This is a genomic window from Paenibacillus sp. BAC0078, from assembly GCF_054483875.1.
This window is the reverse complement of the sequence record NZ_JBTLRW010000001.1, coordinates 432,735-457,465: the sequence shown is the minus strand read 5'-3', so window position 1 is coordinate 457,465 and position 24,731 is coordinate 432,735. Positions and strand designations below refer to the sequence as shown.

Here is a 24,731-nt window from a genome sequence, read left to right as displayed (position 1 = left end):
CATTAAAACTGACTTGAGAATTGGTATTAAATTGACAAGTCAATAGATTTATTGATTATTAAAACTTCATGCCAGTTTTCGGTCAAAATCAAGTGAAATTTCATTAAAAGTCTTGATATAAAAAGAAAATGACGTGCCAAATTGTTGTCAATTTGCACGTCATTTTATGTGTCATTTAATACTTTTGCACCTCAAAAGAGAACCCGTTAGCTTTATGCCGGACGGGTCTTTTGTTGCTTTGACATAAATATTATTTACACTATAAACTTTCTCTGTACCTATTTCTGCTAAAAAAGCAATTTATGCACTCGATCCAAATACATATTAAATACGGCATAAAAAACCAAAAATCCTTTTATTTTGCGTAAAAGTGTATACATTAATTATAGTAAATAGATACTATATAAATATTTACCTAAATATTTACCTAAATATGGTACTATTTATTTGAAAGTCAAACTATCTATACCCATAGGAGGTAATTTATTTGATCAAGTTTTTGGGATTGGGTTTGGCCGCATCCTTGCTTTTTGCTCCGACAACAGGCCTAGCAACAGTAGCGGATTCAACATCGGCACAAAGTTCTTCAGTCTCCGAGGTCTCTTCAGCAAGTAGTTATACTTTTCATAACAACATTATCGAAGGACCAGGAACTAAGATTTTGGTGGGGGATGGAATATATGAAGCGCCAAAAATCTCGCTTTTTTCTGAGGCCTATAAGATAGTTCCTGTGCATCATACTGGCGGAGCCTTTAACGATGGCTTCACCTGTACACCTACTGATGGAGTTAACTTGAATATTTGGATGAGAAATAATAGTGGTCATGATGTTCAATTTCAAGTAAAACGTAATGGATCGCAGTTTACTGATCAAACAATTGCTGCTGGCGCACAGAAAACAGTTTCATTTAAGGATCTGTTAGGTAATGGTCTCGATGGAAGTTATACTGTGTATATACAGTACATCCGGATACTCACTTGATATTGATGTAAGTGCTAGACAATTTTAAACTAAAAATACGTAGAATATCCGTCAACCTTAACTGGTCGGCGGGGCTTTTTATACTATGAACTCTGTGAACACTGGACTCCGCAGCATGCCGGATTTGGTCCAGTTCCTCGTTCTAACCTTGGCCCGAATTCGGGGTTCCAGATGTACAAACTCTTTATCCTCGCCTTTTACAAGCTGCCCGGCCACACCCCGGAATGCCTGTTTATGCAGCGGAGACGCGCCAAGCTCAATAATGCCGGCTGGCCGCAGTTTGCCGGATGGACCGGACACCGCTGTAATCCACCCGAATTCCTGCTTACGATAGCCTGTTATATACACCTCTGCATAGGTCCAGTTGATTACCTTTTGCCAGGCTGCAGATCGGCGACCGGTCTCGTAGATGCTGTTTTTTCTCTTGCCTACAACACCTTCCATTCCGCGGGCTTGAATCTGATCAAACAAAGCTTCTCCAGCACCGTCCACGTGCGGCACAACACCGAGACTGCCGGATGGTAGGGAAAGGCCCGCCAGCATCTCCTTGCGGCGCTGCAGCGGCAGTCCACGCATGTCCTCGCCTTTGTACATCAATATATCAAAGATGGCGTAATAGGCTGGCAGCGTGGCTGTAAGCTGCTGTATCTTGTCCGCCCGCCTCGCTTGAAACCGACTCATTACGGATTCAAAGTCAGATACTCCGGTTGCCGGATCGACGCAGGCGACCTCGCCGTCCAAAATAACATCATCAGCAAATGGCAGTTGCAACTCGGGGTACTGCCTGGTGCAGTCGTTATTATGGCGGGTGTACATTCGGACCTTGCCGTCTTGCTGGGAGTATATCAACCGATGGCCGTTATCTTAGGCTCGAATAAAAAGTCACTGTGCGAAAATGGCCCGGGGGCCGTTTGGAGCAACATAGGGGATATAAACATATAAAACCTCCTCAACCCAATTATAGCGTTTGGCTACTGGGATAGAGGAGGTAGGTGTTGGGAAAGATTATTCGGTTGTATACTCACTTACTTCATAGGTAAGTATTTTATCAAAGACAACATAATCTTTACGTTTTTTGAAGGGACCTTTATTGTTTGTGTGCTTATCAATTGCATACATACCAGGGCCTCTGCCCGCATCACGAGCGTCATACCAGGTCAAGAATGCATCAACTTCAGCAATAGGAAGATCATATTCTTTTTCTGTTCCGTTAACTAATGTAATTGTAAGGATAGCCCGGTCTCCTATTGGTTCTGGATCAGGCTGAACAACTTTTTTAGGAGTAGCTGATACTTCGTTTGAATTTGGGCTTTCAATTTTATTTCTCAGAGCCGTAACGACATAATAATAAGTTGTTCCATTTACAACTGAATGATCTACATAAGTTAAATCAGTTACATCAGAAACGATTGTAGTATATGGTCCACCCGCAGTTAAAGATCTTTTTACAGTATAAGAAGCAGCATCTGAAAATGAAGCCCATTGAAGATCTATCTTTGTATCGCTCCCGGTAGCAACGAGATTGGTTGGAGAATTCGGTGCTTCAACTATTTTTTCCATCATTTTGAGCTCGTGAATGGTCAAATTAACTGTTTGAGCAGAAGAACCATTATTAGCAGTTACATTTATTCGATAAAATTTATATTCTTTGTCATTTTCAAAAACAAATGATTTAGGAGTGTTCTTAACCCATACTGTTACATTACTTTGAGTGTCAAGAACTGACCAAACTAAGCCATCATTAGATCCTTCAAAGGTCCAATTTTTAGCTTGTCCACCAAATTCTGAAGTGCCAATAATAGCACCGTAACTTATAGAGTATTTTGCTATTTTTTTAGGAGTTGGAAATTCATAAGCTAACCAACCGGTCGTTTTTGTTGTTCCCCAGGCAGAGTATACTTCGGGTGCTGTAGAATATTGTTCAATTCCATCAAAAGCCTTCCAGTTAAACGTTCCGCCACCCCATTGTTCACTTGAAGTTACTTTCCCTGATGGAGTTGTAGCTGAAGTCATTCTCGGAATAAGATTCTCAGAATATCGTTCTTCAGCCAATGAAGTATTAACTGACAAAATCAAAGACAATAAAAACAATACAAAAAAAATTGAAGAGAAACCAAGTAACTTTTTCAAGAAAGCATCCCCTTTTTTTATAATAATTAACATTGTAAAATATAAGGGAAAGTATTGTCTAAACATATATGTCTATATCTGCAATAAAGTGAGTGAACAATACGAAATTCTTTTTTATCCCAGTTGGTGAATAAGTCACTTGTTGTATATAGAACGTATGTAGTTATAATTCAAATAAATGTTCTTGTTTATGGGGGTATGAATCATGCTTGAGGGTACATATCGGTGTTCGGTTAGTATACATAAAATAACCCGCCGGGCAAATGCCTGACGGGTTATTTTTTTAGGTATTAGGCAAATAATCTGGATTGTTTAAAATCTGATTGACGATAAAAAGCAAGTCGTCATCATTTACGTATTCATCACCGGCTTGCTGTGCGTTGTACTTAACCGGGTCGACATCGGGAGCAAAATACTTGAAGTATCTGGCATCAATCGCGAGATCGACGAGAGAGTACTTTCCCGATTTGTTCACGTCCGTCGCCTCTATAACAATGCTGTCTTCCAAGCAGTTATCCTTATCTAAGTCATATTCATCTTCGGTATCTGCAATTCTTGCCTTAGTGGAATCTACTACCGCCGTGCCAATAGCCTTAGCCTTAAACTTAAGTTTTATAACTACAGTATCTTTGCTAATACCATATTCTTCGCCTTGGCTGGCAACTACAAAGCGAACAGCACTATTTAAGTCGGTTGGCGTGTTATATACTTTATAGCCGGTTACTTCTTCGAATCCAAGGTATTGCAGGTGTTCCTTGTCATATTTTATTTCGAAGTCTTCAGCGTAGATATCCTTCACGTTTTTAAGGGATACATCTGCCGTAAATTCTTTTCCTAAACCAATCTTCTCTGGTGAGATGGCTACATCAAGAGTAGGCTCCAGCACAGGTGTTGGGCTTGGTGTCGGAGTTGGTGTTGGTGTCGGTGTTGGTGTTGGTGTTGGTACCGGTGTTGGTGTTGGTGTTGGTGTTGGCGGTGTTGTACCAAATATGAAAGTATTGCCACTATACATATTACCAGTACCGTCTTTGCCCGCATAAACTCGGAATTCTGTCAAAACATTAGCTGATCCAGTTAACTCAATGACAAAATACCTAGCAGTATACTGTGCGCTGGTCATAATTTGATTCATCGGGTCTGACATGTCACGGTTAAAAATAAGTTTGTTGGAAGAGTCATACCCTTTAACGCTTCGAACATATCCAGTACCCATAGTTTGCCAACTATAAAAAGTTATATTTGCACCAAGATCAACAGTAACTACAGCAGGGGCTTGCACTGTCTGAGCAAAAGCCCCCTGCATGGGTATAGCCAAAAGAAGTAAAACAATGATCAGTAGTATCTTTTTCATATTACACACCTCACAATAATATTATTTTCTAAATTCATTCAAAAAAATTATGTATCTGATTAGTTAATAGTTTGTTTTATTTCCCCTTTCGTTGAAAAATATGTATTCATGTTTCCTGACTATCCTAAGACAATAGTTGGAATGTGTCTAAACATAAATTCTTATATAAGGGATAATTTGATTGAATTCAATCAATATACTTAAATATGGGAATGGTGGAATATAATCATGATTGTATATAGAACGTATGTTTGGTAATAATATAAGCGAATGTTCTTATTTTTTGCAGAGTTCAATTATGCAAATAGCTATTGGTCAAACCGTCGGGATTTTAAATCAAGCAAAGAGTGAAGATATTACTCAGTGAAAGATTGAGGGGCTCGGGATACATGACGGCCGTATTCGGGCAACCTGCCTGACTACCGGTGCGCCCCGGGTCTTTTTGACCGCCAATATACTCGCTTGGCAACAAGTACGTAAATGAGACACGGCATGAGCACTGTTAACAACAAGCTTTTATCATCACCATAGAGGAGCGCACCATGCTTCGCGACTACATTCTCCTGTCGTACATGGTGCTAAGATTGAGAAGAGTCTTGCATATATAGAGTACTCCACAAATATCCTCAAGCGGTTGCACTCAATGGCTGGGGATGCTGTTCTAACCCGGATCAATCAGGAGCAGTGCCGGCTTTGCAAAGTATACGTCGGAGATCGGAGGGATATTGAAAGAACATAAATTTAGGAGTAGATAGAAAACCCCGGAGAAATTCGGGGCTATTTTCATTTTACAGTAACAAATTTATCAATAAATTTTTGTCTGTCCTCTTTATTGAAGTGGGGATCACTTATCTTTTCTCTCCATACTTCGTTTGATGTAAGTGTACTAAAGTCAACGTTATACAAGCTTTCTACTTCTCCCTTGGTCAAATCCACAGAATACGTTTTTCCATCATAGGGAATAGTCATGTCAACTTTAGCGGTTCCAGGGAATTGTTTAAATAGTCGGCTTGTTTCTTGCATTAGCAGCTTATTGATTTGATCTCCAGTAGCAAAATAATCTACATAATCTTCGTTTGTGATACCGGAATTCGGGTTGGCATCTTTATATTCTTCAAAATCTTTAAAGAAAATCACGCTTATACTATCCGTGCCCACTGCGACCTCTTTAATGAAAGTTTTTCCAGTGAGATTTGCTGTATATGCCAGGACCTCATCCTTTGGTAAAGGCACTTGATCTGCGGCTGCTGCTTGAGTTGGTGCTTTGGTTGGTTGGGTTGAAGGTTCAACTGTTGGTTCTTCAGTAGGCATAGCAGTTGGTTCTGATTCAACAACAGCCGGTTGAGCCTCTAAAGTAGCTATTGGAGCAGCCTGCTCTGTAGGTCTGTCGTTTCCGTTTATAAGGCCAACTGTGCCTCCTACTACAATTACAATAACCCAAAATATCCATTGTTTATAAAATGGTTTCTTCATGGTGTTCCCCCTAAATCTGATAATAATATCAATTTATTCTATCAAATTAAGGGATATCAATCTATGAATTTACAAAGAACGACATAAAAAAGGCAACCATACGCGGCCGGTTCGTAACCAGTCCCGCTACAGGGATAACCTGGAAGGCTATTTTTATCTTCTATATTTTGCGTACATGATTTTTGATAGTGTAAGTTTAGTAAAGTATGAAGCTAAGACCAAAACTGTTAATATCACCAACTAAATAACTTGTTTGATCCTGTGCAAAATGTTAAGCTCATGAGAGTCATGCTCCTGATCTACAGTATCAGAGCAACAATATGAAATCACAAAATAATCACTAATTATCTTGTGTATTAACACATGGAAACATCTTTAACTTAATGGAGGAATAGCGTGGCAAAAGCGAAGGTGGCCAAACGGCCGACAAGAGATGAATTTGTGCTGGAGGAAATTGGCAATCAATTGACAGAAGCCATGCAGGAAGCCTCCGAGGTATTATTGACGGTATGGGGCAAAGAAGAGGAGGTACGGGGGACAATTGTCGGTATGGACCCGCGGACCGGTAAGGTGCATGTAAGCTATAATGAGGAGCTGATCAAGGTTCCTTTTATGGATATTATGGCTATGAATTATCCAAGAGATTGAAGGATAGAAGCCTAAGGCTGCAGGAAAGGTCGATGAGGGATGTCAATCACCAAAACCAATGCGATGCGGATTCTGGATACCCGGAACATCGCCTATGAGGTTCATCAGTACGACAACGAGGACGGCCAGATTCACGGGACGGCGGTAGCGGAAAAGGTTAATCTGCCCCCGGAAACGGTCTTTAAGACGCTGGTCGCGCATAGCGGGGCGAATCTGTATGTATTTGTAATCCCTGTTGCTGAAGAGCTGGATCTGAAAAAAGCCGCCAAAGCGGCGGGCGAGAAGAAGATCGAGATGCTTCCGGTAAAAGAGCTGCTGAAATGGACGGGCTACATGCGCGGCGGCTGTTCGCCGATAGGGATGAAAAAGCTCTATCCGACCTTTATCGACAGCAGCGCCGTGGAGCTGGCAACGATAGCCGTCAGTGCCGGGAAAATAGGCATGCAGATGGAGCTTCAGCCGAACCAGCTTGCCGAGGCCCTGGACGCCCGGTTCATTGAATTAATTAAATAGTGGTAGGGCGAGTATACTTCCTGTACAAAAAAAGCAGTGGCCGATGCAACCAAGCATCCGGCTCACTGCTTTTTTGCTGCTACGCTGCTTCCCTGTCCGCTTAGAAATGGGCTGCGAGCAGGCCCAAATATTCCTTGAGCGCTGTCCCGGTATTGTTCATCGCTCCGGGAGAAGGCGAGAACTTGGCAGGATACAGGGAGCCTCCCTGGCTCGCGGAGTAATCCGTAGGATAGGCAAGCGGAGAAAGCCCTGCATTCTTGAACAGTACCATAGCGCGGGGCATGTGAAAGCCCGAGGTGACCAGCACGGGCCGGCTGAGCCCCTTAGCCTTCATGAGTGCTGCTGTATTTATAGCATTCTGTTCGGTGTTGAGCGACTGGTTCTCGGCCAGAATGTCGCTCTCTGGTATCCCGAGGGCGATCAACTGCCGTTTGGCGATATCCGCTTCATTGCCGGAGTCGGCAAACACCTGTCCGCCGGAGAACAGGATTGGCAGTCCGGTCTGGCGGTACAGCCGGACTGCGGTCAGCAGCCGGTTCGCCGCCGAACCGTACAGATTACCCTCCCCGTCCATATCCGGCGTGCCGGAGGAGGCACCTCCGCCCAGGACAACAATGACATCTCCCGTGAATTTTTTCGGCTGATCATATTGCCGTTCCAGACTGCCGATCAGCAGATCGCCAATCAGAGGCGTCATGGAGAGGTAGAGCAGCAGGGTAACGCCAAGCAGCACCAGCGCCGGACGGCGGCGGCTCCGCCACAGCCAGACCGTAAGGCCGAGCAGCAGCACGACGAAGAGGCCCGGCGGCAGCACGAAGCTGTAGACAAATTTTATAGCATAGATCATCTGGTTCACCCGCCCTTATGTATAATTGCTGGTTGTATTGTAACATGATCCGGGAAAGACTCCCAAGCAGCATGGCTGCTATGAGCGTTATAAGTGCTTAAGATAGGCGGAGGGGTTTCGCTTTTCCTTAGCTGTTCCAGTAACAAAATTTATTCCAATTTATTGCAAGGCAGATGCTGGATCTGGAAGCCATGAAAGTCTTAAAACTTTGCTACTTTGGGACGATGAATATAATATAACAAAATATTCCTTTGGAGGGTTGATAGGTGAATCTGATAACAGCAGCATTAAATTCCTCTCCCGCATCGCGTTCAGTACAAACGAGAAGCAACGCTATTCCCGGTTCGTACTCAGTTGCTTTTAAAGATACACTCGCTGCTGCCAGCGGAAATGAATCCAATGAGGCCAAAGTAATCTCCGAAAAGTACGGGCTTTCTGTTGGAGTTGAGGCTATTGCAAAGAATGAAAAGGACATTGTAGGACGAGGGAAATCAGGGAATCTGCAAGATGTGGTTATTGCGCCGAATATTTTGCAGCAAATGAAGACGGATGGAGCTTTGAGAGAGAAGATATACGGGTACATTAATTATTACACGACAGAGGATAAGCAAGCCTTCGAACAATTGGAGCAATTGGGTGGCGTGAATATCGTTGGCCGTAGTCTGATTGTACATGAGGATGGGACTTACACGATTTGGTCTGCAGGTGTAACATCGCCTGAAGAGGTGGAAAAAGGAAAGAAAATAGAAGCGGAGAAGCAAAAAGAAAAAGCACAAAAAGCTCGGCAAGTTGTTGAGGAGCTTCAAGAAGCTGACGCAGTGAGCTCAAGCTATTCTATGTATCCTTTTCAGAGGGTCACTACAGCTCCTATTTACTCTCCAGGGGTTATGTCTGCTCAGGAATGGGTGCAGCAGTACGTTCCGCTTAAGGGGAGAAAGTTCACGGATATGATTTGATTGCCGGTCAGGATAAAGGCAGTCTACAGGATCTGAATGTAGATCCGGAAGGCCAGCCGCTCTATATAATGAATATCGACTTGATTTTAAGCAAGCCAGGAGGCCTCCCATGGGATGTCTTCTGGTTTATTTTTGTGTTAATTGCCCCCCGCATTACAGCCATTTCATCGCCCAAGCCTCCACGTGACACAGCGCCTCGCCGAGCTCCTGGCCTTTGATTGTCAATGAATATTCGGTCCTTACCGGCCGGTCAGGAATAACCTTGCGATTCAGCAAACCGCACTCTTCGAGCTCCTTCAGCCGTTCATTCAGCACACGTTTGCTTAGATCGGGAATGAAGACGTGAAGCTCGCTGAACCGCTTCGGACCTTCATTCAGCACATGGATGATCAGGTTGACCCATTTCTTCCCGATGATTTGATGGACATGCTCCACCTTGGCAAGCAGCTTGAAATCCTGTGACATGTTAGTTCCCCTTCCCGCACAGTTATTATAAATATCCCACTAACTATAACATAGTAAAAAGTTCGTGAAAATAAGTGCTATTCGTAAATGTCAAAATGATGTTGACGAATGAATTCTATAGTCGTATTATGTGTGATATAAAGTTTGCGAGTAATAATAAGTAACCTTATAAATAAATGATAATTACGGGAGGAATGAAAGTGGAATCATCAACATTTGTACTTTTTGGCGCAACGGGGGATTTGGCCAAACGAAAAATCTATCCCGCTCTATATAATCTTTTTGCAGACGGCAAGCTTTCCGGTCCGCTCTCGGTCATCGGTCTGGGCAGAAGAACACTGACGAACGAAGCTTTCCAGGCAGGAGTGCTGGATTCGCTGCATACCTTCTCCCGGCGCACAGTAGAGGACTCTCCAGAGCTGCAGAGCTTTCTGCAGTCTTTTGAATATAGCGTGTTGGATGTTGGACATCCCGAGGATTACCAGAAGCTGCTTGAACATGTGCTCCGCCGTGAAGAGCAGCTCAGTCTGCCGCAGAACCGGATGTTTTATCTATCGGTAGGACCGGAGTTTTTCGGCGAAATTGCCGCTAATATTAAAGGTAGCGGACTCGGAGACACGAAGGGCTGGAAACGCCTGATCATCGAGAAGCCGTTCGGCACGGATTTGCAGTCGGCACGGGTGCTGAATGAGAGCCTGAGCGCTGCTTTTGCAGAAGAGGAGATTTTCCGCATCGACCATTTCCTGGGCAAACCGATGGTGCAGAACCTGGAAGTGCTGAAATATTCCAATCCTGTGCTGAGAGCTTTGTGGCAGAACCGCTATATCGCTAATGTACAGATTACCGCCAGTGAGACGGTTGGTGTTGAGGAACGCGCAGGTTATTACGACAAAGCAGGTGCTTTGCGCGATATGTTCCAGAACCATATGCTTCAACTGGTAATGATGATGGCGATGCAGCTGCCAAAAGGCAGCACGCCGGAGGATGTCCGCAGCAAGAAACGGCATGTTATCCGTTCTGTCCGTCCACTACTTGTGGAGGATCTGGCGAAGAATGTGATCCGCGGGCAATATGCTGAAGGTGAAATCAAAGGCCGTCCTGCTGCTGCCTACACTTCCGAGCCGGGGATCGAGCCGTCCTCGCAGAATGAGACCTATATTGCCGCACGTCTCTTTATTGATGATCCGATGTGGGATGAGGTGCCGTTCTATATCCGTACCGGGAAACGTATGAAAGAGAAATCGACACGGATCGTAATTGAGTTCAAGGAACCGTTCAATGACTTGCACAACCTGAACAGACTGAATCTGGACCCGAACCTGCTGGTAATTGAAATTGGTCCAGGAGAAGGTATCTCGCTGCAGCTCAATACAAAAAATCCGCGCCAGCACGGTGAGCTTACACCGGTCAGCATCAAGCATGATTCGGCAAATCCGGATTTGCCGGAGGCTTATGAGAACCTGATTTACGATGCGCTGCTGGGAGACGCCACTTTTTTTGCCCATTGGGACGAAGTGGAGTTGTCATGGCAATGGGTTCAGCCTATAATCGAAGCGACAAAGGATGGGAAGCTTCCGCTTCATCTCTATCCGGCGGGCTCGAATGGCCCGAAAGCTGCGGATGAACTGCTCGGAGATGCGCACTGGTGGCTGGATGACCCGGAACCTGATGCTCTAAGCGCAGACGATGCCACGGATGAAGCGATGATTCGGCCCGGGGCGTAACAGAAGAACTAATAATCACATTCGGAGGGGTTATCAATGAAAGTTGGATTAATCGGACTAGGAAAAATGGGGTTCAATCTCGGACAAAATCTGCTGGAGCACGGTCATGAGGTTGTGGCCTTTGACGTGAACAGCACAGCAGTAGCGGAGCTTGAGGCCAAAGGAGCAACCGGGGCAGGGAGCCTGACTGAGCTTGCTGCGAAGCTGGATTCTCCGCGAATCGCCTGGATCATGGTTCCGCATACGTTTGTCGATTCCGTTATTGCCGAGCTGACACCGCTGCTGTCCAAGGGCGATATTATTATCGAAGCCGGAAATTCCCACTACAAGGAGTCGATCCGCCGTCATCAGGAGCTTGCGGAGCAGGGCATCTATTTCCTCGACGCCGGAACCTCCGGCGGGATGGAAGGCGCGCGCAATGGGGCCTGCTATATGGTCGGAGGCGATGAGGAGGCTTGGGCAATTGCCGAGCCGCTTTTCAGGGATACGTCTGTAAAGGACGGATATTTATATGCCGGCAAATCCGGCAGCGGCCATTTTCTGAAGATGGTCCACAACGGAATTGAGTACGGGATGATGGCTGCCATTGGAGAAGGCTTTGAGGTGCTGGAGAAGAGCGGCTATGATTTTAATTTTGAAGAGGTGGCCCGGGTATGGAACAATGGCTCCGTTATCCGCTCCTGGCTGATGGAGCTGGTTGAACGCGCCTTTTCGAAGGATGCCAAGCTGGATGAAATCAAGGGAATTATGCATTCCTCCGGGGAAGGCAGATGGACGCTGGAGACCGCGTTTGACCTGCAGGCGGCTACGCCGGTTATTGCCATGTCGCTGCTGATGCGCTACCGGTCGCTGGAGACTGACACTTTTACCGGCAAGGTCGTTGCCGCCCTGCGCAATGAATTCGGCGGCCATGCCGTGGAATCGAAGCAGTAAGCAAGATAGCGGCGCCCCAAACAAGAAGACCAGCATTTTCCGGCTTAACGGAGATATGCTGGTTTTTTGGTGTGTCAGGTTCTTTTTTATATAGCGAAATTATCAATTGACAACATTTATGGATGGGTTTAACATATGAATTGCTCATAGTAAATCCCAAAAAAAGGCATAATCGGGTGAGGGAATTTGAATGTCTGAAGCTGATTTTGAGTACCAGGAGAAGATTAGAAAGCTCGCCGTGAAGATCGTGAAGCATTATCGGGGGAAAGGGCCGGAGAATGTGAAGGTGAAGCTGGACAACGAGTCGCAGATCACAATTGAGATCAGGGGCATCCTCTCCAGTCTGTCGGAAATTCTGGTGAAGGAAGGCGCTCTTGATCTCGTCGCAGAGTATTGGAAAGTGCTTAAGCCTTATTTGGAACGGGGTTTTATGGAGGAAATGATAGAGACGATAGGCTGCCGGTTTACATATTCCTGGAGGCTTTGTGATCTGTCTCATGAAGACAGAACCGTTATCATACAACTTAATAAATCGGTTTGATTAGAGAGAAAGGACCTTGTCTCTTCGCTTTTTAATAAGCCAGTACACGGTGTACCCGAGAGTACGCTTTGTATTGGCTTATTTTTTTAAAATATAAAAATTTATATGTTTCACACTATAAATTATCCTTATATTTCCCGCTGAAACGGATACCGTCCTTCTATGGACGGCGTAGCCGTTTCTGCTTGTTTGCATACATTGTGTGAAAAATCACAAGGAGAGGTGATAAAGGATGGAAAACAAAGTATTAACGGTATGCCCGTATTGCGGAAGCGGCTGTCAGATGTATTTGCTTGTGGAAGATGGGCAGGTCGTGGGTGCAGAGCCTGCAAATGGCAGAACCAATGAGGGGAACCTGTGTCTGAAGGGGCATTATGGATGGGATTTCTTAAATGATCCGCAGCTGCTAACCGCACGTCTCCGTAAGCCAATGATCCGCAAAGAGGGGGTTCTGGAGGAAGTATCGTGGGACGAGGCCATTCAATTCACAGCGGAGAAACTCACGGCAATAAAGGAGAAATATGGCCCGGATGCAATCATGGGAACGGGTTCGGCCAGAGGCCCCGGCAATGAAGCCAACTATGTGATGCAAAAGTTCATGAGGGCGGTCATTGGCACGAACAATATCGACCACTGTGCCAGGGTCTGTCATGGGCCGTCTGTTGCCGGTTTGACCTATTCGCTCGGCGATGGGGCGATGTCGAATTCCATTCCTGAAATTGAAGACACCGACCTGCTGCTGATCTTTGGATATAACGCCGCCGTTACCCATCCGATTGTTGCCAGAAGAATTGTAAAAGCGAAGCAGAAGGGGGCGACGCTGATCGTGGCTGATCCAAGGAAGACCGAATCGGCCAGAATTGCTGATACCTGGCTGCCGCTTAGGGGCGGAACGAACATGGCGCTGGTGAACGCTTTTGGGCATGTGCTTATTGAAGAGGATCTGTATGACAAGGATTATGTCTCTAAATTTGTGGAGGGCTTCGCCGATTACAAGGCCGGTGTGCAGAAGTATACGCCTGAATATGCAGAGCGGATTACCGGGGTAAAAGCGGCGGAAATCCGCAAGGTGATGCGCCAATATGCCAAGTCGCCTAAGGCAATGATTCTTTACGGTATGGGCGTATGCCAATTCGCCCAGGCGGTGGATGTGGTCAAGGGATTGGCCTCGCTGGCCCTGCTGACCGGCAATTTCGGCCGGCCGGGTGTCGGAATCGGTCCTGTGCGCGGCCAGAATAATGTGCAGGGCTCCTGTGACATGGGTGCACTGCCGAATGTCTACCCCGGCTACCAGCCGGTTACGGATGCCAAAGTCCGTAAGAAATTCGAGAAAGCCTGGGGCGTTCCTCTGCCGGGCAAGGTCGGATACCGGCTGACGGAAGTGCCCCATCTCATCCTGAAGGAGCATAAGGTGAAGGCCTATTACATCTTTGGTGAAGATCCGGTGCAGAGCGATCCGAATGCCGCCGAGCTCCGGGAAGCGCTGGATAAGCTGGAGCTTGTAATTGTGCAGGATATATTTATGAACAAAACGGCCCTCCATGCCGACGTGATCCTGCCCGCCACTTCCTGGGGTGAGCATGACGGAGTTTATTCCTCGGCTGACCGGGGCTTCCAGCGCATCCGCAAAGCCATTGAGCCGCCGGGAGAGGTGAAGCCGGACTGGCAGATTATCAGCGAGGTATCCACGGCGATGGGGTATCCGATGGCCTACAACAATTCGGAGGAAATCTGGGATGAGATGCGCAGCCTGGCCCCAAGCTTCACCGGAGCCAGCTACAGCAAGATGGAAGCTCTCGGGGGTGTTCAGTGGCCCTGTCCTTCCGAGGACCATCCGGGAACACCGTTTTTATATAAAGGTAATCAGTTTACCACGCCGAGCGGCAAAGGACAGTTGTTCGCGTGCGAATGGAGGGCTCCGCTGGAGCAGCCGGACGCTGAATATCCGCTGACCCTCTCCACCGTCCGTGAGGTTGGACATTATTCGGTACGTACGATGACCGGCAACTGCCGGGCGCTCAGCAGGCTGTCGGATGAACCGGGGAACATCCAGATCAGTCTGGAGGATGCCGCAGAGCTTGGGATTGAAGACGGTGAGCTGGTCCGTATCTATTCCCGCCGGGGGCAAATCGTGGCGAGGGCACAAGTAAGCAGCCGGATTAATCAAGGCGCAACCTATATGACCTATCATTTCTGGATTGGAGCCTGCAATGAGCTGACCGCCGACTCTCTTGATCCTGTCTCGAAAACGCCGGAATATAAATACTGCGCGGTCCGGGTCGAGGCAATCCGCGACCAGAAGCGGGCAGAAACGCAGGTCCGCGAGCAGTATGCGGCGCTTCGCAAGCAGATGGGGGTGGGGGTGGTACAGAAATGAACAACGTGCAGCTAAGTTCACTGGTCATTGCCGAAGCGGCCAAATGCATCGGCTGCAAGGCCTGCGAGCTGGCCTGCTTCGCGGTGCATAACCGTGACAACGGAGTAGGTGCCGCAGTCGGAACGGTCACGATGCCGGTTCTGCCCAGGCTGTATGTGATCCGCACGGACAGCTTCACGATGCCGGTTCAATGCCGGCAATGTGAGAACGCTCCTTGTGCGGTGGCGTGTCCAGTTCAGGCGATCCGGCAGGAGGATGGGGTGATTACTATTGATGCCGGGGCATGTATCGGCTGCAAGGCCTGCTCACTTGCATGTCCGTTCGGGGCTATCAGCCTCTATAAGGCTTACAGCGGCGGTGAAGAGCTTCCGCAGGCGCGGTTAGAGGAACGGAAGAGTGGAAGGCTGCAACGCAAGAGTAAGATTATTGCTTACAAATGTGATCTGTGCAGAAATACCGGATTGACCGGAAGCTCCGCTACGGGGAGTGGATCAGCCTCTGACGTGTTAACACAGGCGCTCAGCGATGGCAACCCGCTTCCCGCCTGTGTCTCGAGCTGTCCGACAGGGGCGCTGGTGCTTGCAAACCCGGGACCCGGGCAGCATTCACAGCATACACGGAGAACAGAAGGGGTGATCTGCGATGCCATACAGTGATCCTATAATTAACATTGATGCAGACTTGTGCACGGGCTGCCGGAGGTGCGCATCTGTATGCCCTGTGGAGGCTGTCATCGGCGAGCCGGGCAAGCCGCAAACTATTGACGCTCACCGCTGCGTCATCTGCGGCCAGTGTGTACAAATCTGCACTGCTTATGCCGGGAGCAGCCTGGAGTCTGAGAACTTCCTTGCGGCTAAAAGGCAGCAGCGGGGGCAGCTGTCCACCGTGCGCGAGCCCCTGTTTGCCGCCTACTCCGCCGGTCAAGTGCGGGAGGTCAAACTTGCGCTTACTGATTCCAAGCTTCATAAGGTGGTGCAGTGCGCACCGGCCATCCGCGTCTCGCTGGCTGAGGAATTTGGCTTGCCGCTGGGTACGCTGACTCCCGGGAAGATGGCTGCGGCGCTGCGGCGGCTGAATTTCGACCGGATTTATGATACGAATTTTGCCGCCGACGTAACGATTATGGAGGAAGGCTCGGAGCTGATTGGCAGGTTGTTATCCGGTGAACATCTGCCGATGTTTACCTCCTGCTGTCCGGCCTGGGTCAAGCATGCGGAGACAGCGGCGCCGGAGCTGCTTGAACACCTGTCGAGCTGCAAATCGCCGATGCAAATGGCCGGAGCGCTCTTCAAAACCTACGGAGCGAAGCAGGATGGGGTTGATCCGGCGGATATTTACAGTGTGGCGGTAATGCCTTGTACCTGTAAGGAATTTGAATGCAGCCGGGAAGAAATGGAGGTAGACGGACACCGGGAGGTGGATGTCGTTATCACCACCAGAGAGCTGGCCCATTTAATCAAGGATGCGGGCATTGATTTCGTGAATCTGCCGGATGAGCTGTTTGATTCGCCACTGGGGAAGTATTCCGGGGCAGGCTCAATCTTCGGAGTTACCGGAGGTGTCATGGAAGCGGCCATCCGCACGGGCTATGAGCTGGTTACCCATGAGAAGATCCCGAGCCTGCAGCTCGATTTTGTCAGGGGTGATGAAGGGATTCGCACGGCTGCCGTGCAGCTTGGCGACCTTGAGCTGAAGGTGGCTGTTGTTGCCGGACTTCAGTATGTATCCGACATTCTGGATCAAGTTAGGGCTGGCGATTGTCCCTATCATTTTATTGAAGTGATGGCTTGTCCCGAAGGCTGCGTTAGCGGCGGCGGACAACCCAAGCTGCTGCTGGAGACCCTGCGCAAGACGGCTTACCAGGCCAGAAAAAGCTCGGTCTATCGCCACGATACCCATCAGCAGGTGCGGAAATCACATGAGAATCCGGCCATTATTAAGCTATATAAGGACTTCCTGGGTGAGCCGCTGGGCCACATCTCCCATCACCTGCTGCACACCGCGTTTCATTCCAGGCAGAAGACTATGACCCCATCAAATGCAAGTGTGAAGGAGGAGTAAAATGAACAGTTTTGTCCTTGCCGATTCCGGTCTGTGCATTGGCTGCCATACCTGTGAAGTCGCCTGTGTTACTGCCCATTCCCCCAAAAATATGTTCCAGCAGCAAGAGGATAACCCGAACTTTTATCCACGGCTGAGGGTTACGGAGACCAATGTGGTTACTGCCCCGGTGCAGTGCCGTCATTGCGAGGATGCGCCCTGCGCCAATGTATGTCCCAATGGTTCAATTATTAATAAGGACAATAGTATTTTTATCAATCAGGACACTTGTATCGGCTGTAAAACCTGTATGCTGGTGTGTCCATATGGAGCGATTGCCATGGTTCCGGCCTACAAAGACGGAGATAGGCAATATCAGGCTGGACTGCGTTCGAACGCAGGGGGGAGCTGGGCGCACAAGGAGCGTCTGGTTGCCAGTAAATGCGATTTGTGCGAGGAGAGTGAAGGTGGTCCCGAGTGTGTGCGGGTTTGTCCTACCCATGCGCTTCAGCTTGTGGCGCCAAGCCAAGTGGCGGAGAGCATTTCTGCCAAGAGGCTCGCCAGTGCGCAGACGCTGCAGCAGTTCGGAGGATTGATCCGTTACTGAACGTAACTTCTTAGAAAGCAAGGTGAATTGTTTGTCTCAGACATTGGACGATTCCTATGGCCGTCTACACAATTATGTGCGGATTTCGGTCACGGACCGCTGCAATCTTTCCTGCCAATACTGCATGCCTGATAAAAATATTGGAGCGGCTTCGCAGTCCCCGCCGCTCACGTTTGAGGAAATATCCTCAGTTGTGTCCGTACTTGCAGACATGGGCGTAACCAAGGTGCGGCTTACCGGCGGGGAACCGCTGCTGCGCCCCCGGCTAGAAGAGCTGGTGGCCAGGCTGCGTGCAATTTCCGGAATTGGCCGCATCGGGCTGACTACCAACGGACTGCTGCTGTCCTCCAAAGCAAGGGCGCTGCGCGAAGCCGGGCTGACGGATGTTAACATCAGTCTGGATTCCCTGCAGGCGGAACGGTTTGCGAGAATCACAGGGGGCGGCGATGTCAGCCGGGTGCTCCACGCCATCGGAGCCAGCCTGGAGGCCGGTGTGGAGCGGGTGAAGGTTAATGTCGTCGTCATGCACGGGGTGAATGACGATGAGATTGAATCCTTTTTGCAGCTTACGCTAAAATATCCGCTGCAAATCCGCTTTATTGAGTACATGCCGATCGGCAGGAATATTGAAGGGTGGGAAGCCGGATATATGCCGCTTGACGGAATTCTGGATCGCTGTGCAAGAGCGGGGTGGGAGGTTGAACCGGCCCTGACGGATCAGGCTGGGGTTGAAGCCATCCATGACCCTAATTTATCCGGAGAGGCTGGGGATTCTGGTCCTGCCCGTTATTACCGTATCACCGGAGCGGTGGGGCAATTCGGACTGATTGATCCTGTTAGTAACCATTTCTGCAGGTCCTGCAATCGGCTGCGGATCACAGCGGGCGGACATATCAAGCCATGCCTCTACTGGAACGACGAATGGAATGTTAGGCCGTACATCGGGAAGGATGAGCAATTGAAACAATTGTTTCTGCGCTCACTGGAGGGGAAGCCGGTCCGGCATGAGATGGGGCAACGGGGCATGGGATTCGGGACCGGGCAGCCTCTTCAGAGCAGTACCATCCGCCAAATGTTGCAGATTGGTGGGTGAAGGGGATGTCTGAATATCAAGCAGCCTTCCGTATGGAAAGGGATTCCCTTGGCAGTCTGCCCGTCCCTCTCGATGCTTATTATGGGATTCATACCGCACGGGCGAGGGATAATTTCGCAGCCGGCGGGCGTCCGGCTAACCTGAAGCTGATGCGGGCGCTGGTTCTGGTCAAAAAAGCCGCGGCGAAGGTGAATGGACAAAACGGGAGCTTGCCTGAGCATAAGGCGCAGGCGATTCTTGACGCTTGTGATGATATCCTGAAGGGCCATCTGGACGCTCATTTTGTGGTGGACGCCTATCAGGGCGGAGCGGGAACCAGCAGCAATATGAATGTGAACGAAGTGATTGCGAACCGGGCGATTGAGCGGCTGGGAGGGAGCAAGGGCGATTATAGCATCGTCCATCCGCTCGATGATGTGAACCTCTATCAATCGACGAACGATGTTTATCCGACTGCGCTGCGTATCGCTGTAATAAAGCTGCTGCGGCAATTGGCCGGTGAGCTCGCTTTCCTTCAGGAAGCATTCCAGGCGAAAGAACACCAGTATGCGGATCTGCTGAGACTCGGGCGGACTGAACTGATGGATGCCTTGCCGATTCTCGCCGGACAATCCTTCGGCGCTTACGCCAAGGCGGTCGCCCGCGACCGCTGGCGGCTGTACAAGGCGGAGGAGCGGCTGCGGGAAATCAATCTTGGTGGTACGGCTGTTGGCACAGGAATGAACGCTCCGCTTGCCTATGTTTATACTGTGGCCGACGAGCTGCGCGAAATGACCGGTCTCGGACTCAGCCGCAGTGATTTCCCAATGGATGTGACACAGAACATGGATGTATTTGTGGAAGTGTCGGGTCTGCTAAAAGCGGCGGCGGTGAATTTGCTGAAAATATCGGGTGACTTCCGGCTGCTGTCCTCCGGTCCTGCCGGGGGGATTGGCGAATACCTCCTGCCAGCCATGCAGGCCGGTTCCTCCATTATGCCCGGCAAAGTAAATCCTGTGATCGCCGAGATGATAAGCTCTGTGGCGATGCGGGTCATTGCCAATGATACGGAGGTAACCCTGGCGGCGGCAAGCGGTCAGCTGGAGCTGAACGCATTTACGCCTGTGCTGGCCGAAGCGCTGCTGGAATCCCTTGAGCTGCTGCTGCGTGCGCTCCCGCAGTTTCGGGAACGCTGTGTCAGCGGCCTTACGCTGGATGAAGCCCGGTGCCGGGAGCATGTGGAGCATTCGGGGGTGATGGCTGCGGCTATAACATCCTATCTCGGATATGACACTGCAGCGGAGCTGGCCGGAGCCGCCGCTACTTCCGGACGTTCACTGAATCAGCTTCTGCTGGAGCGGGGACTCATGACGGAGGAGCAGATTGCCAGAATTCTTCATCCGCTGGAGGTGACCAAGCCGGGCATCCCCGGCCACAGCGGGTGATCCGGCGTTTAACCATAAAGGAGGCTTCAGCGAGATGGGCTTGAATGATACACCGCGCGGAGAAAGACCGCATGTCGCCGTTTTCGGCCGCCGCAATGCCGGAAAGTCGAGTCTGATTAACGCTTTTTGCGGACAAGGGGTTTCAATTGTATCCCCTGAAAGCGGCACAACGACGGACCCGGTTTATCAGCCTATGGAGCTGCTGCCGGCAGGTCCCGTTCTGCTGATAGACACCGCCGGACTTGACGACAATGGGGAATTGGGGCAGCAGCGTATCCGTAAAACAATGAAGGTGCTGAATACAACCGATCTGGCGCTTTTAATCATTGATGCTGCCGCCGGAGCCGGTGACTTCGAGCAGGGACTGCTGCGGACGATTACAGCGGCAGGGCTTCAAGTGATGATTGTATTAAATAAAATAGATTTAATTGCTGCCGGTCCGCAAGCGCAGAACGACCTGTGCAATGAAACGGCCGCACGGCTGGAATCGGGTCCTTCTGTTAAGGTGATGCCTGTCAGCACGGTCAGCGGTTACGGAGTGGAAGCCTTGAAGCAAGCTGTGGCTGGAGCACTGGCGAAGAACGAGGAACGCTTCCGTCTTGTCGGAGATCTGCTGGAGCCGGGGGATGTTGCTGTGCTGGTGGTTCCGATTGACAAGGCCGCCCCCAAGGGCAGGCTGATCCTGCCCCAGCAGCAAACGATCCGCGATATTATGGAATGTGATGCGGTTGCTGTTGTAACCAAAGAACAAGAGCTAAGGCACACGCTTGAGCAGCTGGCCTGCAAGCCGCGTCTGGTCATTACGGATTCGCAGGTGTTTCTGAAGGTTCAGGCGGACACTCCAAGAGATGTGCCGCTTACGTCATTCTCGATCCTGTTCGCCCGCTATAAAGGCGATCTTCCCCGGCTGGTAAGCGGTGTGCGCTCAATCAGCAGGCTGAGGGATGGGGATCGGGTGCTGATTGCCGAGGCCTGCACACATCATAGGCAGTCTTATGATATCGGTTCTGTGAAGATTCCACGCTGGCTGCGGGAGATTACAGGCAGGCAGCTCATTATCGAGCATGCTTCAGGCAGTGAGCTCCCGCCGGAGCTGGAAAGATACTCGCTGATTATTCACTGCGGTGCCTGCATGCTGAACCGCAGGGCCATGCTGCTCAGATTGGAGGAGGCCTGCGCTGCCGGGGTACCGGTTGTAAATTACGGTGTATTTATTGCTTTTGTCCAAGGTGTATTTCCCCGGGCGATTGAAATGTTCCCTTCAGCTATGCTGGCCTGGTAGAATACCATATAATAACAGTTATCTAGTAACATTTTTAACAGACTTGGAAACTATAAATTGATAAATATAGTATGAAAGCGTTTTTAATAACATCAACTGGGGGAATGTTTGTGAAAAATGTAACAAAATTATTGCTGGTAGCTGGTATTTCAATGGCGGTTGTAGGGATTGGCAATAGCGGGGCTCTGAACAATGTGTCTTCGGCAGCTAGTGCGCCGCTCAAGGTAGGACGGGTAGAAGCAGCAGCACATGGCAAGAAATGCTTTACGGTGGCTGTCGCAGTCGTCCAAAATGGAGTGATCGTCGCCGCTTCGCTGGATGATTATCAATTCCTGAGCTCAGATGTGGCAAAGGGAGTTCCGAACTCCGACTCCGATTTCGGCCAGAATTACAAAGATCCGAAGATGGTCCTGGCTTCGAAGAAGGCCAATGCCAAATATTACAGTGAGCACATGAAAGAAGAAGCCAAATCGACGGTTTCTTATGACAAGAACATGGCTGCCATTGAGAAATATGCGACCGGCAAAACGATAAAATCGCTTGAAGCTACGCTTAGCAATAAGAGCAAAGAGCAGATGGTCGACGCTGTCAGCGGAGCCACACTTGTGGATACCCAAGGCTATCTGAAAGCAATTCTGGATGCGGCCAAGGCTGCCAAATAATTGCCTCCCGATAATCCGCGATAAGAATAAGATGGAATAAGACCCCCTTCACGGCTATGCTGGCTGCGAGGGGGTCTTTATGTGTTATAGTCTGCTCAAAAGCGAAGATCTCTTTCGCCTGCATGGATACGCTGCAGCTGTTTCCGGGTAGCGTTCCGGACCCCTTCCTTGGGGATACGCTCCAGATTGTCCCGGATCGTCTGCTCGCCGATGGCCCGCATCTCCTCGTCAGCATAATCGAGCAGATATTCCTGAAAGGTCATCAGCGAATTCGGCTGGCAGACATTGTGAATCTGGCCCGATTTCGCCAGCTGCATGAAGCGGTCTCCGGTGCGTCCTTCTCTGTAGCAGGCGGTGCAGTAGCTGGGAACGTAACCGTCTTTACACAGGTTTTTGACAATTTCCATAGGAGAGCGGTGATCCCCTACAGCGAACTGCGGCGGCTCTTCTTTGTGTTTGTTGACACTGTAGGCACCTACACCGGTGGCAGAACCGGCGCTGATCTGCGAGATGCCGAGCCTGATAATCTGATCGCGGAACTCCGAATCTTCACGCGTGGAGAGGATCATTCCCGTGTAGGGAACAGCCATTCTGAGCACGGCGACGATTTTGGCAAAATCATGATCGCTGACAAGATACGGGTAGCTGTCCAGACTTACATTCTCGGCTGCGCGCAGACGGGGGACGGAGATAGTGTGCGGGCCGCAGCCAAAGACTTGCTCCAGATGCTCCGCATGCTTAAGCATGGCTATAGTTTCGTACTTGTGGTCGTAAAGGCCGTACAGAACACCGATGCCGACATCGTCAATTCCCGCATTCATGGCCCGGTCCATCGCCGTTGTGTGCCAATCGTAATCATTTTTGGGACCTTCGGGATGGTAATAGCGGTAGCTGGGCCGGTGATACGTCTCCTGAAACAGGATGTAGGTTCCAATGCCGGCCTTGGCCAGCCTCCGGTAATTCTCTTCGGTGGTCGCCGCGATATTGACATTAATCCGCCGGATGCTGCCATTGTCCAGCTTCGTATCGTAGATGGTCTGAATACAGTCAATAATATAATCAATCGAGCAGTTGCGCGCATCCTCGCCAGCTTCAAGCACGAGCCGTTTATGTCCAAGGGATTGCAGCACTTTGACCTCCTCGGCAATTTCGGCGGCGTTCAGACGGCTGCGCGCAAACTCCGAATTGGAATGCTTGTACCCGCAATATACACAATTATTAACACAGTAGTTGCTGACGTAGAGCGGAGCGAAGAGGACGATCCGGTTGCCGTAAATCTGCTCCTTGATCCCTCGTGATACCTGATAGAGCTGATGCAGCGTGTCCTCATCCTCCACATTTAGAAGGACTGCCGCCTCGCGGGAGCTTAAGCCTTTGCAGCCCTTAGCTTTTTCCAATATGGCAGCTACCGTTGCACTGTCGGCTACCGCCTCTGCGCCATATGCTAAATCTTCTATAATATCTTCATCTCGAATAAAATCTGCCGGCACGCATTCATTCACCTTGCTCATTCGTATCCACTTCTTTCCGGATTATCTTTTGGATCAGGGAATCAGATGTTCTTCGTGGGAGCGGGAGAGATGCCTCAAGCTGTCGCCCCGTCCCATATCGACATAGAAGCCGGCGGACTCGATCCGCTGCTCCAGACAGACTCTGCATTGTGCGGATTCGTCGCCCATACAGATTTTGTTATTGTACAGCATGTATTTGGGCCGGACAGACAGCGGGGAGAGGTTCGGCATCACTACATTCGCACCTGCCTGCAACGCCAATTCCCGACCCTTCGGGTGCGCGGTACCCATCGCCGTCGTCGCCGGAATCAATGCCTGCGGCACCATCAGTCTCGCTAATGCAATCATGTCCAGCGTATTCTCAACCGTTCCGGGCGGCTCGTCCTTTAAGGGTGTGGCATTATGCGGCAAAAAAGGGCCGATCCCGATCATGTCAGGCTGCAATTGCTGCAAATACAACAGATCCTCCGCCAAATCCGCAAAGGTCTGCCCCGGCAGACCGACCATGAAGCCGGCCCCGACCTGGTAGCCAATTCTTTGCAGTGCTCCGAGACGCTCGCGGCGGTTCTCATAGCCCATCGTCGGATGGAGCGCCCGGTATAGCTCGGGAGAAGCCGTTTCATGGCGCAGCAAATAACGGTCTGCCCCAGCTTCGAACAGACGTATATACGTTTCGTCGTCCCGCTCGCCAATGGAGAGTGTCACAGCAGCGTCCGGGAACAACTGTTTAATGGAGGTGATCAGGAGCACCAGCTTTTCCGCAGTGTACCAGTCATCCTCACCGCTCTGCAGCACAAAGGTGCGGTAGCCAAGCATGTAGCCTTCACGGCAGCATTCCAGTATTTCTTCAGGCAGCAGACGATAGCGGCTAAGGCTTTTGTTGCCGGAACGTAATCCGCAGTACAAGCAGTTTTGCTTGCAAATATTTGAAAATTCAATCAGACCGCGCAAATAGACGCTCGTTCCGTAGGCCTGCAGTCTGCTCTGATGGGCAAGATCATGCAGCCGCCTTCGGAGCTTCCCGTCCAGATGGCTGAGCAGCAGGATCAGCTCCTGCTTTTCCAATGAACCGCCAGCCGCTAAATGTTCCAATAGATGATGCATTTTACATCCCTCCCTCAGCGCTCGACTTGAAAATATTGTAACAAAAGTTAAATTACAGAACAGTGAGT

The 24,731-nt window shown here is 49.7% G+C and carries 22 protein-coding genes and 1 pseudogene; 15 read left to right on the top strand and 8 right to left on the bottom strand.

The window, feature by feature from the left end; genetic code table 11:
- Nucleotides 1-487: 487 nt before the first annotated feature.
- Nucleotides 488-982, top strand: coding sequence for a hypothetical protein (locus ACX1DY_RS02065; RefSeq protein ID WP_458962533.1), 495 nt, complete (start codon nt 488-490; stop codon nt 980-982).
- 78 nt (nt 983-1,060) lie between these two features.
- On the opposite strand, the pseudogene ACX1DY_RS02060 reads toward ACX1DY_RS02065, so the two are convergent.
- The 4 genes and pseudogenes from ACX1DY_RS02060 to ACX1DY_RS02045 form a co-directional block, all read right to left on the bottom strand.
- Nucleotides 1,061-1,920, bottom strand: a pseudogene (locus ACX1DY_RS02060) (ATP-dependent DNA ligase).
- A gap of 67 nt (nt 1,921-1,987) precedes the next feature.
- Nucleotides 1,988-3,112, bottom strand: a complete 1,125-nt coding sequence (locus ACX1DY_RS02055) for a fibronectin type III domain-containing protein (RefSeq protein ID WP_458962532.1) — start codon at nt 3,110-3,112, stop codon at nt 1,988-1,990.
- A 283-nt stretch (nt 3,113-3,395) separates the two neighbouring features.
- Entirely contained in the window at nt 3,396-4,463 is a 1,068-nt protein-coding gene (locus ACX1DY_RS02050) for a cohesin domain-containing protein (protein ID WP_458962531.1), read from the bottom strand.
- 783 nt (nt 4,464-5,246) lie between these two features.
- Nucleotides 5,247-5,936: a hypothetical protein gene (locus ACX1DY_RS02045; RefSeq protein WP_458962530.1), complete on the bottom strand. Its 690-nt coding sequence runs from the start codon at nt 5,934-5,936 to the stop codon at nt 5,247-5,249.
- Between the two features lie 396 nt (nt 5,937-6,332).
- On the opposite strand from ACX1DY_RS02045, the gene ACX1DY_RS02040 reads away from it, so the two are divergent.
- Both ACX1DY_RS02040 and ybaK read left to right on the top strand, forming a co-directional pair.
- Nucleotides 6,333-6,584: a YolD-like family protein gene (locus tag ACX1DY_RS02040; RefSeq protein WP_458962529.1), complete on the top strand. Its 252-nt coding sequence runs from the start codon at nt 6,333-6,335 to the stop codon at nt 6,582-6,584.
- A gap of 39 nt (nt 6,585-6,623) precedes the next feature.
- Nucleotides 6,624-7,097: a Cys-tRNA(Pro) deacylase gene (gene ybaK, locus ACX1DY_RS02035; RefSeq protein ID WP_458962528.1), complete on the top strand. Its 474-nt coding sequence runs from the start codon at nt 6,624-6,626 to the stop codon at nt 7,095-7,097.
- Nucleotides 7,098-7,197: 100 nt separating this feature from the next.
- On the opposite strand, the gene ACX1DY_RS02030 is transcribed toward ybaK, so the two are convergent.
- Nucleotides 7,198-7,944 carry a YdcF family protein gene (locus ACX1DY_RS02030; protein WP_458962527.1) on the bottom strand — a complete coding sequence of 249 codons (747 nt, stop codon included), beginning with the start codon at nt 7,942-7,944 and terminating at the stop codon, nt 7,198-7,200.
- 266 nt (nt 7,945-8,210) lie between these two features.
- Here ACX1DY_RS02030 and ACX1DY_RS02025 point away from each other — a divergent pair, with 266 nt between their 5' ends.
- Complete coding sequence (locus ACX1DY_RS02025) at nt 8,211-8,900, top strand: DUF6033 family protein (protein ID WP_458962526.1); 690 nt, start codon at nt 8,211-8,213, stop codon at nt 8,898-8,900.
- A gap of 153 nt (nt 8,901-9,053) precedes the next feature.
- Here ACX1DY_RS02025 and ACX1DY_RS02020 read toward each other — a convergent pair whose 3' ends face one another.
- A complete protein-coding gene (locus tag ACX1DY_RS02020) occupies nt 9,054-9,365 on the bottom strand; it encodes a winged helix-turn-helix transcriptional regulator (protein ID WP_458962525.1) in 312 nt (103 codons plus the stop codon).
- A gap of 200 nt (nt 9,366-9,565) precedes the next feature.
- On the opposite strand from ACX1DY_RS02020, the gene zwf reads away from it, so the two are divergent.
- From zwf to ACX1DY_RS01965, 11 genes are all read left to right on the top strand, one after another.
- Nucleotides 9,566-11,089 (top strand): glucose-6-phosphate dehydrogenase, encoded by a 1,524-nt coding sequence (gene zwf, locus ACX1DY_RS02015; protein ID WP_458962524.1) that lies wholly within the window; start codon nt 9,566-9,568, stop codon nt 11,087-11,089.
- 36 nt (nt 11,090-11,125) lie between these two features.
- Complete coding sequence (gnd, locus tag ACX1DY_RS02010) at nt 11,126-12,022, top strand: phosphogluconate dehydrogenase (NAD(+)-dependent, decarboxylating) (RefSeq protein ID WP_458962523.1); 897 nt, start codon at nt 11,126-11,128, stop codon at nt 12,020-12,022.
- 190 nt (nt 12,023-12,212) lie between these two features.
- Nucleotides 12,213-12,563 (top strand): Na-translocating system protein MpsC family protein, encoded by a 351-nt coding sequence (locus ACX1DY_RS02005; RefSeq protein ID WP_458962522.1) that lies wholly within the window; start codon nt 12,213-12,215, stop codon nt 12,561-12,563.
- Between the two features lie 232 nt (nt 12,564-12,795).
- Entirely contained in the window at nt 12,796-14,940 is a 2,145-nt protein-coding gene (gene fdhF, locus ACX1DY_RS02000; protein ID WP_458962521.1) for a formate dehydrogenase subunit alpha, read from the top strand.
- Entirely contained in the window at nt 14,937-15,596 is a 660-nt protein-coding gene (locus tag ACX1DY_RS01995) for a 4Fe-4S dicluster domain-containing protein (RefSeq protein ID WP_458962520.1), read from the top strand. The genes fdhF and ACX1DY_RS01995 overlap by 4 nt, the downstream gene beginning before the upstream one ends.
- Complete coding sequence (locus tag ACX1DY_RS01990; protein WP_458962519.1) at nt 15,583-17,001, top strand: [FeFe] hydrogenase, group A; 1,419 nt, start codon at nt 15,583-15,585, stop codon at nt 16,999-17,001. The genes ACX1DY_RS01995 and ACX1DY_RS01990 overlap by 14 nt, the downstream gene beginning before the upstream one ends.
- Nucleotide 17,002: 1 nt before the next feature.
- Nucleotides 17,003-17,587, top strand: a complete 585-nt coding sequence (locus tag ACX1DY_RS01985; protein ID WP_458962518.1) for a 4Fe-4S dicluster domain-containing protein — start codon at nt 17,003-17,005, stop codon at nt 17,585-17,587.
- Nucleotides 17,588-17,618: 31 nt separating this feature from the next.
- Nucleotides 17,619-18,680 carry a GTP 3',8-cyclase MoaA gene (gene moaA, locus ACX1DY_RS01980; RefSeq protein ID WP_458962517.1) on the top strand — a complete coding sequence of 354 codons (1,062 nt, stop codon included), beginning with the start codon at nt 17,619-17,621 and terminating at the stop codon, nt 18,678-18,680.
- Between the two features lie 5 nt (nt 18,681-18,685).
- A complete protein-coding gene (locus tag ACX1DY_RS01975) occupies nt 18,686-20,104 on the top strand; it encodes an aspartate ammonia-lyase (RefSeq protein WP_458962516.1) in 1,419 nt (472 codons plus the stop codon).
- Between the two features lie 34 nt (nt 20,105-20,138).
- A complete protein-coding gene (gene hydF, locus ACX1DY_RS01970; protein WP_458962515.1) occupies nt 20,139-21,386 on the top strand; it encodes a [FeFe] hydrogenase H-cluster maturation GTPase HydF in 1,248 nt (415 codons plus the stop codon).
- Nucleotides 21,387-21,496: 110 nt separating this feature from the next.
- The gene (locus tag ACX1DY_RS01965) at nt 21,497-22,048 is read left to right on the top strand and encodes a hypothetical protein (RefSeq protein ID WP_458962514.1); all 552 of its coding nucleotides are present in this window, start codon (nt 21,497-21,499) and stop codon (nt 22,046-22,048) included.
- A 95-nt stretch (nt 22,049-22,143) separates the two neighbouring features.
- Here ACX1DY_RS01965 and hydG read toward each other — a convergent pair whose 3' ends face one another.
- Together hydG and hydE are read right to left on the bottom strand one after the other, a co-directional pair.
- Nucleotides 22,144-23,559: a [FeFe] hydrogenase H-cluster radical SAM maturase HydG gene (hydG, locus tag ACX1DY_RS01960; protein WP_458962513.1), complete on the bottom strand. Its 1,416-nt coding sequence runs from the start codon at nt 23,557-23,559 to the stop codon at nt 22,144-22,146.
- A gap of 33 nt (nt 23,560-23,592) precedes the next feature.
- Nucleotides 23,593-24,663 (bottom strand): [FeFe] hydrogenase H-cluster radical SAM maturase HydE, encoded by a 1,071-nt coding sequence (gene hydE, locus ACX1DY_RS01955; protein ID WP_458962512.1) that lies wholly within the window; start codon nt 24,661-24,663, stop codon nt 23,593-23,595.
- Nucleotides 24,664-24,731: the final 68 nt, after the last annotated feature.

Coding starts and splice junctions, on each gene's coding strand:
- ACX1DY_RS02050 (WP_458962531.1), bottom strand. CDS start 4,463: ATGAAAAAGATACTACTGATCATTGTTTTACTTCTTTTGGCTATACCC.
- hydE (WP_458962512.1), bottom strand. CDS start 24,663: ATGCATCATCTATTGGAACATTTAGCGGCTGGCGGTTCATTGGAAAAG.
- ACX1DY_RS01985 (WP_458962518.1), top strand. CDS start 17,003: ATGAACAGTTTTGTCCTTGCCGATTCCGGTCTGTGCATTGGCTGCCAT.
- ACX1DY_RS01990 (WP_458962519.1), top strand. CDS start 15,583: ATGCCATACAGTGATCCTATAATTAACATTGATGCAGACTTGTGCACG.
- ACX1DY_RS01995 (WP_458962520.1), top strand. CDS start 14,937: ATGAACAACGTGCAGCTAAGTTCACTGGTCATTGCCGAAGCGGCCAAA.
- hydF (WP_458962515.1), top strand. CDS start 20,139: ATGGGCTTGAATGATACACCGCGCGGAGAAAGACCGCATGTCGCCGTT.
- hydG (WP_458962513.1), bottom strand. CDS start 23,559: ATGAGCAAGGTGAATGAATGCGTGCCGGCAGATTTTATTCGAGATGAA.
- gnd (WP_458962523.1), top strand. CDS start 11,126: ATGAAAGTTGGATTAATCGGACTAGGAAAAATGGGGTTCAATCTCGGA.
- ACX1DY_RS02030 (WP_458962527.1), bottom strand. CDS start 7,944: ATGATCTATGCTATAAAATTTGTCTACAGCTTCGTGCTGCCGCCGGGC.
- ybaK (WP_458962528.1), top strand. CDS start 6,624: ATGTCAATCACCAAAACCAATGCGATGCGGATTCTGGATACCCGGAAC.
- fdhF (WP_458962521.1), top strand. CDS start 12,796: ATGGAAAACAAAGTATTAACGGTATGCCCGTATTGCGGAAGCGGCTGT.
- ACX1DY_RS02045 (WP_458962530.1), bottom strand. CDS start 5,936: ATGAAGAAACCATTTTATAAACAATGGATATTTTGGGTTATTGTAATT.
- ACX1DY_RS02005 (WP_458962522.1), top strand. CDS start 12,213: ATGTCTGAAGCTGATTTTGAGTACCAGGAGAAGATTAGAAAGCTCGCC.
- ACX1DY_RS01975 (WP_458962516.1), top strand. CDS start 18,686: ATGTCTGAATATCAAGCAGCCTTCCGTATGGAAAGGGATTCCCTTGGC.
- ACX1DY_RS02020 (WP_458962525.1), bottom strand. CDS start 9,365: ATGTCACAGGATTTCAAGCTGCTTGCCAAGGTGGAGCATGTCCATCAA.